This window comes from Spongiimicrobium salis (assembly GCF_043678055.1).
Lineage (GTDB): Bacteria > Bacteroidota > Bacteroidia > Flavobacteriales > Flavobacteriaceae > Spongiimicrobium > Spongiimicrobium salis.
In genome coordinates this window covers 65328-79030 of sequence record NZ_JBHEQA010000007.1, presented here as the reverse complement: position 1 = coordinate 79030, position 13703 = coordinate 65328, and the positions used below count along the sequence as shown (strand labels likewise).

At 39.0% G+C, this 13703-nt stretch carries 15 protein-coding genes and 1 tRNA gene; 7 read left to right on the top strand and 9 right to left on the bottom strand.

Annotated elements, in window-relative coordinates:
* Positions 1–118 precede the first annotated feature (118 nt).
* Positions 119–601: a cytidine deaminase gene (gene cdd, locus ACEXOE_RS21555; RefSeq protein ID WP_394750941.1), complete on the bottom strand. Its 483-nt coding sequence runs from the start codon at positions 599–601 to the stop codon at positions 119–121.
* A 91-nt stretch (positions 602–692) separates the two neighbouring features.
* On the bottom strand, positions 693–1838 hold the full coding sequence (gene porV / locus ACEXOE_RS21550; RefSeq protein WP_394750940.1) for a type IX secretion system outer membrane channel protein PorV: 1146 nt from the start codon (positions 1836–1838) through the stop codon (positions 693–695).
* Between the two features lie 454 nt (positions 1839–2292).
* Here porV and gldJ point away from each other — a divergent pair, with 454 nt between their 5' ends.
* The 5 genes from gldJ to ACEXOE_RS21525 all read left to right on the top strand — a co-directional run bounded on the left by gldJ (position 2293) and on the right by ACEXOE_RS21525 (position 7703).
* The gene (gldJ, locus tag ACEXOE_RS21545; protein WP_394750939.1) at positions 2293–3981 is read left to right on the top strand and encodes a gliding motility lipoprotein GldJ; all 1689 of its coding nucleotides are present in this window, start codon (positions 2293–2295) and stop codon (positions 3979–3981) included.
* Positions 3982–4052: 71 nt separating this feature from the next.
* Positions 4053–5327: a UDP-N-acetylmuramoyl-tripeptide--D-alanyl-D-alanine ligase gene (locus tag ACEXOE_RS21540; protein WP_394750938.1), complete on the top strand. Its 1275-nt coding sequence runs from the start codon at positions 4053–4055 to the stop codon at positions 5325–5327.
* An 83-nt stretch (positions 5328–5410) separates the two neighbouring features.
* The gene (locus ACEXOE_RS21535; RefSeq protein WP_394750937.1) at positions 5411–6628 is read left to right on the top strand and encodes an ABC transporter permease; all 1218 of its coding nucleotides are present in this window, start codon (positions 5411–5413) and stop codon (positions 6626–6628) included.
* Entirely contained in the window at positions 6625–7293 is a 669-nt protein-coding gene (locus ACEXOE_RS21530) for an ABC transporter ATP-binding protein (protein ID WP_394750936.1), read from the top strand. Before ACEXOE_RS21535 ends, ACEXOE_RS21530 begins: the two co-directional genes overlap by 4 nt.
* A gap of 23 nt (positions 7294–7316) precedes the next feature.
* Positions 7317–7703, top strand: coding sequence for a thiol-disulfide oxidoreductase DCC family protein (locus ACEXOE_RS21525; protein WP_394750935.1), 387 nt, complete (start codon positions 7317–7319; stop codon positions 7701–7703).
* Positions 7704–7754: 51 nt separating this feature from the next.
* Here ACEXOE_RS21525 and ACEXOE_RS21520 read toward each other — a convergent pair.
* Positions 7755–7829 (bottom strand) — tRNA-Val (locus ACEXOE_RS21520).
* Positions 7830–7951: 122 nt separating this feature from the next.
* Here ACEXOE_RS21520 and ACEXOE_RS21515 point away from each other — a divergent pair.
* The gene (locus tag ACEXOE_RS21515; RefSeq protein WP_394750934.1) at positions 7952–8569 is read left to right on the top strand and encodes a transglutaminase-like domain-containing protein; all 618 of its coding nucleotides are present in this window, start codon (positions 7952–7954) and stop codon (positions 8567–8569) included.
* Between the two features lie 9 nt (positions 8570–8578).
* Here the strand turns inward: ACEXOE_RS21515 and ACEXOE_RS21510 are convergent, their stop codons facing one another.
* From ACEXOE_RS21510 to ACEXOE_RS21485, 6 genes are read right to left on the bottom strand one after another with little or no spacing between them, the layout of a single operon-like run.
* Positions 8579–9274, bottom strand: coding sequence for a hypothetical protein (locus ACEXOE_RS21510; RefSeq protein WP_394750933.1), 696 nt, complete (start codon positions 9272–9274; stop codon positions 8579–8581).
* Between the two features lie 24 nt (positions 9275–9298).
* Complete coding sequence (locus ACEXOE_RS21505; protein WP_394750932.1) at positions 9299–9883, bottom strand: hypothetical protein; 585 nt, start codon at positions 9881–9883, stop codon at positions 9299–9301.
* A 1-nt stretch (position 9884) separates the two neighbouring features.
* A complete protein-coding gene (locus ACEXOE_RS21500) occupies positions 9885–10928 on the bottom strand; it encodes a D-alanine--D-alanine ligase (RefSeq protein ID WP_394750931.1) in 1044 nt (347 codons plus the stop codon).
* Entirely contained in the window at positions 10925–11653 is a 729-nt protein-coding gene (locus ACEXOE_RS21495; RefSeq protein ID WP_394750930.1) for an NRDE family protein, read from the bottom strand. The genes ACEXOE_RS21500 and ACEXOE_RS21495 overlap by 4 nt, the downstream gene beginning before the upstream one ends.
* The gene (locus ACEXOE_RS21490; protein WP_394750929.1) at positions 11641–12126 is read right to left on the bottom strand and encodes a DinB family protein; all 486 of its coding nucleotides are present in this window, start codon (positions 12124–12126) and stop codon (positions 11641–11643) included. Before ACEXOE_RS21490 ends, ACEXOE_RS21495 begins: the two co-directional genes overlap by 13 nt.
* A gap of 4 nt (positions 12127–12130) precedes the next feature.
* The gene (locus tag ACEXOE_RS21485; protein ID WP_394750928.1) at positions 12131–12784 is read right to left on the bottom strand and encodes a LysE family transporter; all 654 of its coding nucleotides are present in this window, start codon (positions 12782–12784) and stop codon (positions 12131–12133) included.
* A 526-nt stretch (positions 12785–13310) separates the two neighbouring features.
* Here ACEXOE_RS21485 and ACEXOE_RS21480 point away from each other — a divergent pair.
* Positions 13311–13697: a DoxX family protein gene (locus tag ACEXOE_RS21480; RefSeq protein WP_394750927.1), complete on the top strand. Its 387-nt coding sequence runs from the start codon at positions 13311–13313 to the stop codon at positions 13695–13697.
* Positions 13698–13703 lie beyond the last annotated feature (6 nt).

The window sequence follows — 13703 nt, the reverse complement described above, 5'->3', positions numbered from 1 at the left end:
CAAGAACAACTTTCAGTCTTGTAATAGCATTACACGATTACGTACACTAAAGGGAATCCTTCTCTAATCATCGAAAAACATACCTTCTTTTGTCGAAGGATGTGAGTACAAAGACATTTTATAAAAATGAATTGTTGAAAGCCAAAGGAAGAATATCCGATAGCGCATGACATTTTAAAACCGGTCCTTTTTCCCCCATCATTAATATAGGAATGGGTTTTTTCTGTTTTACCTCATATTCCGATATGGCCTGTCTACAGTTGCCACATGGAGCAGCCGGCTTTTCTACTACATGATTCTTGGAGGTTGCGCTAATGGCAATTGCTTTGATTTCAACACCAGGGTAATTGGCCCCCGCATAAAAAATAGCTACTCTTTCCGCGCATAGACCCGAGGGGTATGAGGCATTTTCTTGGTTGTTTCCTAAAACAATTTCACCATTCCCGAGCAAAATCGCCGCACCAACGTGAAAGTCCGAATAAGGTGCGTATGCTTTTTTCCTTGCTTCAACCGCCGCTCCCATTAATTTCTGATCCTCGGCTTGTAACTCTTCCAAGGAATCATACACTAGAAGTTCAAAGGCAATTTGACGTTTTTCCACATCTTGAAATTTAGAATCAGTGGTATAAAAATAGACAAAACCTGCTCAAAGGCAGGTTTTGTCTATTTTTTATTTTAATCCGTGGTACTTCTTAATCATTGTAATACTCTTGACCTAAATTAAAGGTCAACGAAAAACGAAGTGTATTTTCCAAAGGGTTCCTTACTTGGGAAGTAGAGAACAAATAGGATAAATCTATTTGCGTTGCTTTAAATTTAAAGCCTGCTCCCAAAGTAAAAAATTTACGGGATCCCTTTTCCTCACTTTCATTGAAATACCCTGTACGCAGCATAAAGGAATCTTGATAGGTATATTCTGCTCCTAAAGCCCATGTAAATTCTTTAAGTTCTTCACTAAAGCCATCAGGTGCATCTCCAAAAGATTCAAATACACCATTGAGGAAACCTATATTTTGGTATTCTGCATTATCTTCAGCATCGATATCGCCATCACCATCAAAATCTCTCGGCGTTGGCACCAATAATTTATTGAGTTCCGTAGTAATTCCAAGCACATTATCCTGATCTAGGATAAAATCAAAACCTGCTCCAAGGCCTAGGTTTGTGGGTAAAAAGTTCTCCTGCCCTCCTTCATCATACTGTATTTTTCCACCAAGATTGGAAAGGTTGAAACCTGCTCTCCATCTACCATCGAACTTGTCATACGCTTTCTCTCTGGAGCGATAATATCCTGAAACATCCACCGCAAATGAAGTTGCTGCCTGCGAATCTACATTTCCATTCTGGGGCAATCTTAAATTAGATCGTATAAATCTACCCGTGACCGCCATGGAAAATTGATCGGAGAGTTTTAAGGCATACGAACCGTCCAGGGCCAACTCACTAGGTTGTGCAATAGTTCCTGGATCATTGGCAAATTGTCGCAATTCAATTTCCCCTAAACCAAAAAATCGCAAACTTGCGGAGAAGGCACTTTGATCGTTTATCTTATTGTAGAAGTTGGCATTCAACAAAGCAATATCAGTAATGATACTTTCCAAATAAGGCGTATAACTTACCCCTATTCCTATTTTGCGTTCTGCGAATGCAAATTTAGCCGGATTCCATTGTTGTGAAAAAGCATCTACCGAAGTGGCAACACCTACGTCTCCCATACCTGCTGCCCTAGCGTCTGCCGCAATGGTCAAAAACGGGACCGCAGTAGTAATAACCCTATCCTCCTGTGCAACTACTTTACACATCATGGCAAGTAGGGTTAGTGTCAATATTTTCTTCATTTTTTTAGTGTAAGTTTATATTTTCGCGCTTAAATATCTTAAATCCCACCATAATTCTAAAATAAATTAGATGTACTACATGTAAACGTCTTTTTACGGAATATCTTGTATCAAAAGGCATTTAATTTAATTTAACATTCCACACAAGGGTAAAAAGTCTTGCAAAAATCCATAAAATTCCCAGATTTATCTATTATTCAAGGACATTTTTTTTGCTTTGACCCCAAAGAATGACGGCTTTTTGATACTAGAATAGATTTTGCATCGTTACTCTATTAGGAAAGCTAATGTTCGGCACATTTGAAGTGATGAATAAAATATTTCCAAGCTTGTAAAATATTATGTAAAAGTTCTCGTTTTATAAGCCGATAAGTAACGCAAAGTCGAATTAAAATATAGAATTTAAAGCTATCTCTTTTTTAGATAGTTTACATTTCGAACTCAAGTCCTAATTATGAAAAAACAATTTATCAAAGTTGTACTCTCTTGTGCAATCGTCGGAGGAAGTCTAACAAGCTGTAAAAAGTCTTCTTCGTCGAGTAGTGTTTCAAGAGCTACAGGTTGGAAAATCAATGCCAAAGAAGGTGGCTTTCAACACAACTCAAACTTTAAGGAACAGGCTACTGCTCCCGGTTTGGTGTTTATTGAAGGAGGTACTTTCACCAAGGGTAAAGTACAGGATGATGTCATGCACGACTGGAACAATACCCCTACCGCCCAACATGTGCAATCTTTTTACATGGACGAAACCGAAGTCACCAATGTGATGTATATGGAATACTTGGACTATCTGAAGAGTGTTTACCCTCCGGACGATCCAAAATATGCCAATATTTATAGAGGTGCTTTGCCCGATACTTTAGTATGGAGAAACAGATTGGGGTACAATGAAACCATGACCGATAACTATTTACGTCATCCGGCCTATGCAGAATATCCTGTAGTTGGAGTAAATTGGATCCAGGCGGTACAATTTGCTGAATGGAGAACGGATCGTGTAAACGAAGTGATGTTGGAAAAAGAGGGTTACTTGGCCAAAGATGCAAAATACAAGGCCTTGAACGGTGAATCCGATGGTGGTACTTTTAGCACAGCAGCTTATCTAAACAGACCTGAATCTGTATACAATGGACAAATAGACTCTCTACAAGGAAAGAAGAAAAAAGATTCTGTTTCTGTCTTTGCCAAAAGAAGTAGCGGTGTTATTCTTCCAGAATACCGTTTACCTACGGAAACGGAATGGGAATATGCTGCGCAGGCATTGGCCGGATCAAGGGAATACAATAACTACAGAGGTAGAAAAAAATATCCTTGGGAAGGAGAATATACCAGAAATGGACAACGTGTTGGTAGAGGTGATCAATTGGCCAACTTCAAACAAGGTAAAGGAGATTACGGTGGAATTGCCGGATGGTCCGATGATGGTGCCGACATTACGGCCGAAGTGAAGTCCTATAAGCCAAACGATTTAGGTTTGTATGATATGGCAGGTAATGTTGCCGAGTGGGTTGCCGATGTATATCGTCCCATCGTTGATGATGAAATCAGTGATTTCAACTACTACAGAGGAAATGTATATTTAAAAACGGCCATCGGGGAAGATGGTAAGGTAAACATTTTAAAGGAGGATGTGGTATATGACACCCTACCCAATGGAAAAGTAGTTGCTGTAAACTTACCTGGAGAAATTAAAATGGTTGCTGTAGATGATCAGGAAACCTATTTAAGAACAAACTTCTCTTCCAGTGACAATAGAGGCTATAGAGATGGGGAGCCTGGTTCTACACGATTCTTCGACAAATTCAGTGGAGAAGAGGAAGAAGTGGAAGAAGGAGGAAAAAGAAAGACCATGTACAATTCTCCCCAACACAAAGTTGAGCGTGACTCCTTAGGGAATATTATACGTCAGTATGACAAATCCAACCACAGAACTTCCTTGATCAATGATGAAGTTAGAGTCTACAAAGGTGGATCTTGGAAAGACAGGGCGTATTGGTTAGATCCTGCGCAAAGAAGATATTTACCACAATATATGGCCACTGATTATATCGGTTTCCGATGTGCCATGTCTAGAGTTGGTTCTAAATCAAAAACAAAGAACAAAACTATCCGTGGAAAAAAAGCAAAAAAGGCTAGAAGATAATTCGCTTTTAGCTTCTCTTTAAAAAAAGCCCTGATGCACCTAGCGTCAGGGCTTTTTTTTACCTTTGCGCCATGACCATATCACAATTACACGCTTACTTTCTTGAATCTTCAGGCGTATGCACCGACACACGTAAAATAACAAAGGATTGTATCTTTTTTGCCTTGAAAGGCGATAATTTCAACGGCAATCAATATGCGGCAGAAGCCGTTCAAAAAGGCGCAAAATACGCCGTTATTGATGAAAAAGAATATCTTTTGGGAGATAAAACCCTTATGGTTGACCATGTGCTTAAGACTCTTCAAGAACTCGCAACGCACCATAGGAGGTATTGCAATGCCAAAATCATAGGACTTACCGGAAGTAATGGAAAAACCACCACCAAGGAATTGATTCACCGGGTGCTTTCCAAGAAATACAACACCGTGGCCACCAAAGGGAATCTCAACAATCATATAGGCGTTCCCCTTACCCTACTTTCCATTCAAAAGGATACGGAGATCGCCATTGTGGAAATGGGGGCCAATCACCAAAAGGAAATTGAATTTCTTTGCACTATTGCCCAACCAGACTATGGTTATATCACTAATTTTGGAAAAGCCCATCTGGAAGGTTTTGGTGGGCCCGAAGGTGTCATAGCAGGAAAAAGTGAGTTGTACGCTCATCTCATGGACTATAAAAAATCCATTTTCTTGAATGCAGATGACCCGATCCAAGAAGAAAAACTATCTTCCTACACCAAAAAATACGGTTTTAGTGCGCGTAACAGCAACTATTTCCAAATACAATTTAAAGAGGCCAATCCTTTCGTATCCCTAGAAGTGGAAGGCCTACAAATACAGTCACAGCTTATAGGGGCATATAACTTTACCAATTGTGCTGCTGCCATTATTATGGGAAAATATTTCAATGTTCCCCTACAGGATATCAAAACGGCTATTGAAGCTTATGTTCCCCAAAACAATAGGTCGCAGATCATCTCAAAAAGCGGTCATCGTATTATTTTGGATGCCTATAATGCCAATCCAACAAGTATGGAGGCGGCACTACGCAACTTTAAAGCCCTGGACGGGGAACCTAAAGTTCTTTTTCTTGGGGATATGTTTGAATTGGGCGAAACTGCCGCAAAAGAACACCAATATATCGCCGATATGGCCTTGCAAATGGATTTCGAAGAAGTATTTTTGATCGGGGAGAATTTCAATGCGATCCATACTTCCCTGCAACAATTCAACACCTTTGAGCTTTTGGCTACTTTTCTAAAAGAGAAAAAATGGAAAAACAGCCATATCTTGATCAAGGGATCCAGGGGAATGGCTTTGGAAAGAATACTAGATCTGCTTTAGTTTAGTCTGTTTCTTTTTTATTTTTTCACTTTTTTACGCCAAAAAGGCCTTTTTAGTACCTACAAATTGTATTTTTAAATGCTATGTCCAAAAATGGTTTCAATAGGGTAAACCTATTTATTGCATATCAATACCTCATTAGCCGAAAAAAACAAAGTATTTTGGCAACTATTGGCGTGTTATTGGGGGTGAGCATTTTTATTGTCATGATCAGTTTTATGACCGGGGTCAATGACTTTTTGGACGATGCTGTATTTAACGGGAGCCCTGACATTATTGTGGGCACAAAGGCCAAGGCTTCCTCCAAAAAAGGAATATTGGGCACACGGTTGGCGGCTCTGGAAAATGTTGACGATATTCTGACCCGGATAGGGAAAGACAGCAATGTCCAGGCTTTCTCCCGCCAACTCATATCTCCTGCCATCCTCATCAGTGAGACCCAACAATTTCCTATAAGCATTAATGGGGTTTCCCCGGAAAGAGAGGAAAAAATGGTAGACTTGGATCGGCGATTGGTCCAAGGACAGGGTTTTCAAAGTCTTCAGAAAAAGTCATCCATACTGCTGGGGGTAAGTCTTGCGGAACGTCTACAGGTAGGCAAGGGAGATACCTTAACCATTATTTTGCCCAATGGAGCAAGAAAAGCACTTGAAGTAAGCGGAACATTCAGTTTTGGGATTACTACTGTTGACAACCTAAGAACCTATATCCATATAGAAACGGCACAACAACTGTTAAATGAGCCTTCCCTGATCAACCATATCCACATTAAACTTAAGGACAGGAAAGACACCCAGCTAAAAAACAAATTATTGGCAGACTGGGACAACATCACTGTTTCCGATTGGAAAGACAGTAACAAAACCATTGTTATCGGCAATAAAGTGCGCAACGTACTAACTTGGAGCATTTCTTTTGCGCTTTTACTAGTCGCGGGATTTGGAATTTATAACATCTTAAACATTACTGTTATTCAGAAAAGAAAGGATATTGCCGTGTTAAAAACCATGGGATACACAGCTAAAGATATTGTATTTATTTTTTTAGTACAGTCATTTCTTATTGGATTTACAGGTGCTGTCTTGGGCATACTGCTGGGATATGGCATCAGTTATGCGATTTCCATTACACCTTTGGAAACCTCAGATTTTTTAATTGCAGATACCTATCCCGTTACTTTTGTCCCACTTTTTTATGTGTTGGGAGCCGTTTTTGGCGTACTTACTGCCCTATTCGCAGGCTACTTTCCCTCTAGAAAGGCAAGTAGGGTAGATCCCGTAACCATCATCAGAGGCATATGATTCTAAACGCACAGCATATCAGTAAGTATTTTCTATCGCCAGAAAAACATCAGGTGCTCAATCAGGTTTCGCTCAGTGCCCAAAAAGGGGAGTTGATCTCTATTTTTGGGGAATCTGGTAGCGGAAAATCCACATTACTTTATATCCTATCTACTTTGGATACGGATTTTGAAGGAGAGTTGCTTATTCATGATCAATACGTGAAGAAGTTGAGTTTAGATGAACTAACCGCCTTTAGAAATCAACATATTGGTTTTGTATATCAATTTCATTTTTTATTGCCCGAATTCAACGTCTTACAAAATGTAATGCTTCCTGCCTTGAAATTAGGTCGTAAACAGAAGGAAGAGATTAAGGAGGATGCTTTTTTGTTACTGCGGGAAATGGGAATGGAAGCATTTACAGATCGGCCCTCTTATCAACTTTCAGGAGGACAACAACAACGTGTGGCCATTGCCCGTGCCCTGATCAATGATCCTTCGTTAATCATTGCCGATGAGCCTACAGGAAATTTAGATCAAAAAAATACGGCTACCATTTTTAATTTACTACAGGAAATTACGGCCACGAAAGACAAAACAGTGATTATGGCAACCCATAATTTAAGCATTCAAAAAAAATCCCAACGCATTATTGAAATTATTGACGGTTCTGTACGACTATAAAAGCAGTTGTAAATGAAAGCGTTATGGAAAGTATTATCATATTTGACGGAGAGTGTAATCTATGTAATGGAGTCGTTGGCTGGTTGCTGCGTTTTGCGCCCAATGACCTTTTTAGATTTGTAGCTTTTCAATCTGTAGAGGGTCAACACCTATTGCGAAAATATGGCTTTCCCACTGAGCAATTGGAAACAGTTATCCTTGTAGAGAACAACAGTATCCATACGCATTCGGATGGATTCTTAAGAATCGTATCAAAAATTCCAAAATGGCGTTTTGTTGCAGCATTATTGGCCTATATTCCAAGAATCATCCGTGATATTATTTACAATATGGCCTCCAAAAATAGGGTAAAATGGTTCGGGAAATCCAAAAGCTGTACCATTAGCTTTAAACAACAAATGACCTCCTAAAGAACAGTACATATCATAAAAAAAGTCCCGCAACAATGCGGGACTTTTTTGTGGGACATACTGGATTCGAACCAGTGACCTCTGCCCTGTCAAGGCAGCGCTCTAAACCAACTGAGCTAATACCCCGTACGACAAAATAGGTTTTGCAATATTAGCTAATATTTCTCATTTATGACCACTTTAAACCTAAAATTATATTTCTAAAACTATTCTAAAAAGAATCCTATCTTTAACCTAAAATTCATTGTATGGACTACTTGGCCCCCACCTATTATTTTGACTATGAAAGCGATGAGATACAAACAATGATCGCTCCGTTTAAATCCAATGACATGAGCCAAAAGGAAAAGGCCAAAGCCCTTTATCTTTTAATTCGCGATTCTTATCGTTATAATCCCTACGATGTTAGTTTCTCTGCCGATCGCTATCGATCCAGTTTAATTTCAAAAAGGCAAACAGGGCATTGTTTGGATAAATCCATTCTCTATATTAGCGGCCTTAGGGCCCTTGGTATTCCTGCGCGCATACATTTGGCCAAAGTAAAAAATCATATCGGCGTAGAACGCTTAATGGAAAAACTGGGTACGAATGAACTAACCCCCCATGGGATGGTAAATCTCTTTATTGATGAAAAATGGCTTAAAGCGTCTCCAGCCTTCAACAAGGAATTATGCCTAAAGTGTAATGTAGCTCCATTGGATTTTAATGGGGAAGAAGATTCTGTATTTCAAGAGTACAGCATTGACGGAAATTTATTTATGGAATATCTGGAGGATTATGGTCATTTTCCCGATGTCCCCTTAGATTTTATTGAACAAAACATTAAATCCCATTACCCCCATTTATTTTTGGAAGAAGAAATTTAAGCGAGACTTTTAGTTTGTAGTTTGATATAGGCTATTGGCTTCGATATACTTGCTTATGGTCTCAGGATTCATATAGCGTTGGTTTTCCTCATTATTATCTTTTGTGGGAACGCCTCCAGGAGCTCCTTTCCATGCTACAATATTCAATGCCTTACGCACATAGGTACTCCAATCGCGCAATTGATATCCCAAACCGTGCTCAATACAGACAAAATCCGTATTGAACTCAAAGCTATCGACAAATTTAGGTTTCAGAATTTTAAAGGAAAGTCCAATAATCTGAAAAGTGTTTTTCGTATTGTAGTGGGCAATATGTCCCAACTCATGTCCCAAAACCCCGATCTGTGCATTATAGGGCAAATTGGAAAACAATATGGGGGCCAACTTAGCATTGGATTTTGTGCTTATGGTGATGACATAACGCCTGTTTTTTTTCTTTTGAAACACTCCAATAAACCTGGGACGGGAGGTTAAAGGAGTAGTTCGCTTTCGCAGGCGAAATGTGATATCAATATTTTTAAGCTCGGGATAATACGACAATGCAATAAGCGCTTGTTGTCGAATCTCTTTTGGAATCTTCTTTCGGTGTGCATAGGCTGCATAGGTGGTTTCATCGAAATCTTGTTCCTGAAATTCTTTTATAGGTGTTTGTGCCTTGCCCAAGGATACCAAAAAAACAAGAATATAGAAATACTTAAAATTCATATTCTCCCAATACGGCTTAGCAGCTTATTTAATGGCAAATTGATATTGAACCCCTATACTGCCAATCCAATCCTGAGCAACATCGTCACCACTCGTAATCGCATTGATCTCACGTCCAAATCCCAAAGTGATTCCTAATTGGGAAGATTTGTTTTTTCCTACATTAAAAAAATAACCTGTTTCCAACCAAGGCTGTACCACAAAAATATAAGTAGTCCCTTCATTGGGGGTGGCAGAGGCATCCTCCCAATCGATCCAGAGATTCCACAGATCCACATTAAAACCGGCAATGATTTTTCCTTTCCCTACAGCATAATGCTTACGAAACCCAACAGATCCTCCAAAGCCAGCACCTTCCTCATTATCATTTTCATCACTAAAGTCCCGACGATCCGTAAAATTTCCTCCCAATCGATACACCCAAGATGAATTTTCATTGACAAATTGCTCCAGGTTCACCGTAGGAATAATACCTGCCGGATATACTTGAACAGAAAAAGCCAGGTTAGTTCCATTGGATGCACTCCCATCTGTTGTGTCCTGTGCATAGGAAAAAGAGATACATAAAAAACATAGAATAATCAGCGTAGACTTTAGTATAGATTTCATTTTATATGGTTTTTAGTTGTTCTTCCAATTTACTGTTTTCACGAAGCATGGCCCTACCATCCTTAAAACTAAGAAATTTATGCCCTTTCTTCTTATTCATGATGCTAATTTTGTTCAACATGCCCCAATGTCGTATAATTTCTTTCCATGCAAAGAACAACGAATGTTTAGGATCATAAATATGCGTAGGTTCGCTGCCCGCACCATTGATTTCGATGATGCTAAAATTCTTTCCTTCTGCCAATTCTTCAATAGAGGAAAGCAGAATATCCAGTCTTCCGTAATAAAAATCGGGTACTTGAACACAAATATCGTGTATGGTCTGATATAGCTTCTCTGTAATCTTGGCAGAATCATCAATGAATTTAGCACCTCGGGTATGACTTCCAAAAGGTACTAAAATAAAGGTTTCATTTTTATCCAATACTTCAGATAAGCGATTTCCATACTTTTTTTGAAGGGCCTTTAACTGAAAATGACTTCTGGGGTTTTTCTTGATCAAGGCCTCGATGGTGCTGCTGCCGTCTCCAATCACGGATAGAAACTCTTTAGAGACTATCCCGGTAATTCGCCCATGTTCCTCCCCAGGATAACGTACATAGAAAATTCCGGCTTCATTGGGATATTGGATCAGTTCCTGAACCAGAAAATCATGATCAATACCATCTATATACTCCTGTAATTCTTTTGCATCCTTAATTTTGGATACCCCAAAGGCCTTCATTCCAATATCTGGTTTGGCAATAAGCGGAAAATCTATTTGTTTTGCCTCAATTTGTTTTAAAACCTCCGTAATGGCCGCTTTCTTTTCTACCAGTATCGTCTTGGGAATATGCTGTGAAGGAATCATATCGTAAATCTCTTTTTTGGATTCCATGGCCATCCCTCCGTTTTTAATAGACGGGTTCGCGGCATTGAAAAAGAAAAAAGAACGTGCTCTGATCGCAAAAAACAACCAAGCAGGAAAAATGGGATAATAAATCACCTTCATGGGCCAATACTCCCAGTGCAATACCTTATACCATTGTAGCTGTAGATAATTCATTGCAACTGATCCAACAGATGATTGGGCGAAAGCACTATGGAATGCTTCTTATCTTGAAGTAGATCAAAATGATCAAGGGCAATTTCATTCTTTTCTATGACGGCCTGAGTCACACTAAAAGTCTTAAGGCCTGTAGATCGATCAATGATAAATCCATTTTCATAGTCATCATTATTTGAGGAATGAAAATCTACAATGGCTGCCGCATCTACAGTATCGCTGGAGCCTAAGAATGTTCTGAAAAGCGATTCTCTATGTGCCCTGATTTCCTGACTGTACAATGTGGCCGAAGACCAAATATGATCTTCGTCGATATTCAAGGGTTTGCGATGCTTTTCCTTGCCATCCCAACGAAATTGCAATAAGGTATTATGTTCAAAAAGCACTAAGGTAAAAGGCTCTATATTATCCAAATCTATCTTTTCAAGATGTTTCCCAGGTGCATCGGAGCTAATAATATCCAATAAAATAAGGCCTCTGCTTCTTGCATAACCTCCTTTGGAAATATGCTTTTCAAATGCCCCGTTGAGGAGCACGCCTACCGTACCGTTTTCATTAATGGCAAACCAGGTACCCCCTGCTTTGGGATCTTTGGGGTATACCACTTTACATCCATTGACCAGTTCTTCCTTTGGTTCAAAGGAAGTAGGCCTGGAAGTATGTTCATCGCGGTTGGACGTGATGATATACCTATTATTTCGGGATATAAAACTTACTGTGCACATTGACTCTTGTACTGCATTGTAGAAGGAGCAACTCCAAAAGATTCCGGCAGGAGAATATCGGTCATTTGACGAATCCCTACCTTGATCAATGCTTCATGATGTATGGCATGTTCCAAATTATACATCACCTCCCTCATATAGTTGGATTGGATCACCACTTCGCCTTCATTAAGTTCATAGCTTACGGTAAGGGTTTTATCAGGGCGTTCCAAAGTTTTTTGAATCTCACATATTCTATCTACCGCAAAATCTACATCTTGTTCTATACGTTTGTCTCTTTTTCTTTTATCATAGCACACTTCACCAGAGGCATACCCATCTTGAAGACATTCGTAAAGCTCGATCACATGACGTGCATGTTGACCTATAGAAGCTTTTGCCAATGACTCACAAGGCTGAGTATAACAATGCTCAGGAAGTTGCTTTAGAACATTTTTAAATTGTTCTAATGTTTGTAAAGAAGATCGGAACATAATATTATTGAATTTTTAATTTTAGTATTCTCTTGTAGATTAAAAACAAAAGATAAAATGAAAAGCCTAGATACAGTAAGCCCAGCGCAAAGGTAATTATAAAACTGTATTGCTCGTAATTTTGGAATATATACTTTCCTGCAAAGATGAAGATCATGAATGCTCCCAAGGAACCTAATCCAATGCCCAAAATATATGAAGCATACATTCCTTTACCAGAATCCAACGTCTTCTTTGCAATTAGAAACCTGTTCCAACCAATCCAAAATGGAATATGCATTGGGTTGAGCACACTCAACAATAATCCTAATAGAAAAGAAGATTGTATGGCCGGAAATAAATTGGCACTAGCCCTTAATTCCTGTGGCGCACTTAACGAAATAAAACTGGAGATGGCCAAATACATCAATAGCAAAACACCAAGGGGCAATACATAGAAAGACCATTTGCCTTCAAAATTTATTTTACTGTCCCCCATCAGGGTAAGCCGTACCACAATGAGTTCTACCAGAACCACCGCTGTAACATAAATAAAGGCTTCCGAAACACTTTTGGAAGCGGAAAGGTGAAACGCAGTAATGTTCAATGTACCAAAAGGCAATGTGCCCAAAAAACTTATGAGCAGTCCGTACATATATACTTTTAACCATCGTTTCATTCCCAGATAGAATATTTACATTTATAGTATAGTACCTTATTCGGTACATGTATTTGGAGTAATGATATCCTATTTATAACATAGCAATATACGTGCCATTGCCGTAAAAAAGATTTCTTTTGTTCCATTCCACATTCGGGCCTTTTCCTTTGGATCAAACCCTCTGCGTTTCTATATCACTCCAAAATTTCAATTTACTCTCTATAGTAAGTCTCAGAATTAGAGAAACCTAACACAGAGGTGCAAAACAATTTTTATCCAAAAACTGTTGTAATTGTACGCTGAGTATTTTCACTATCCAAAAAGTTAAAACAATACTTTTTTGGTACAATTGCCTGTAAAATAAACTAATAATTTTAGAAAATTTGCTTTTTTTAGACGTAAGTCCCAAAAAAAACTAACATCTTCACAAAAAGTGGTATTAGGGAGCCCCCTGTATTCTTAAATTTTTGCCAAGAATTATAGTATCTTGTAATGAATACCCATGAATTCATACCAAATACAGACACATTAACAAACAAACAACATGAAAAAATATTTTTTAATTGCCCTTCGCCTGCTTTTGGCCGGGCTTTTGATCCAAACCCTTTACTTTAAGTTTGGCGCCCATCCGGATAGCGTCTACATTTTCACAAAAGTAGGCATGGAGCCTTACGGTAGAATTGGGATCGGGATTCTGGAACTCATTGCCAGCATCCTACTTTTAATTCCAAAAACGGTATGGGCAGGAGCCACATTGGCCGTAGGTATTCTGGCAGGTGCCATTCTCATGCATTTGACCCTGCTTGGAATTGAAGTTCAAGGCGACGAAGGCGGATTGTTTTATACGGGCATCCTACTCTTTGTATTAGGCCTTGTAATCCTATGGTTCTACAAAAAAGATATCCCGCTTATAGGGACAAAATTTAAATAAAATAGC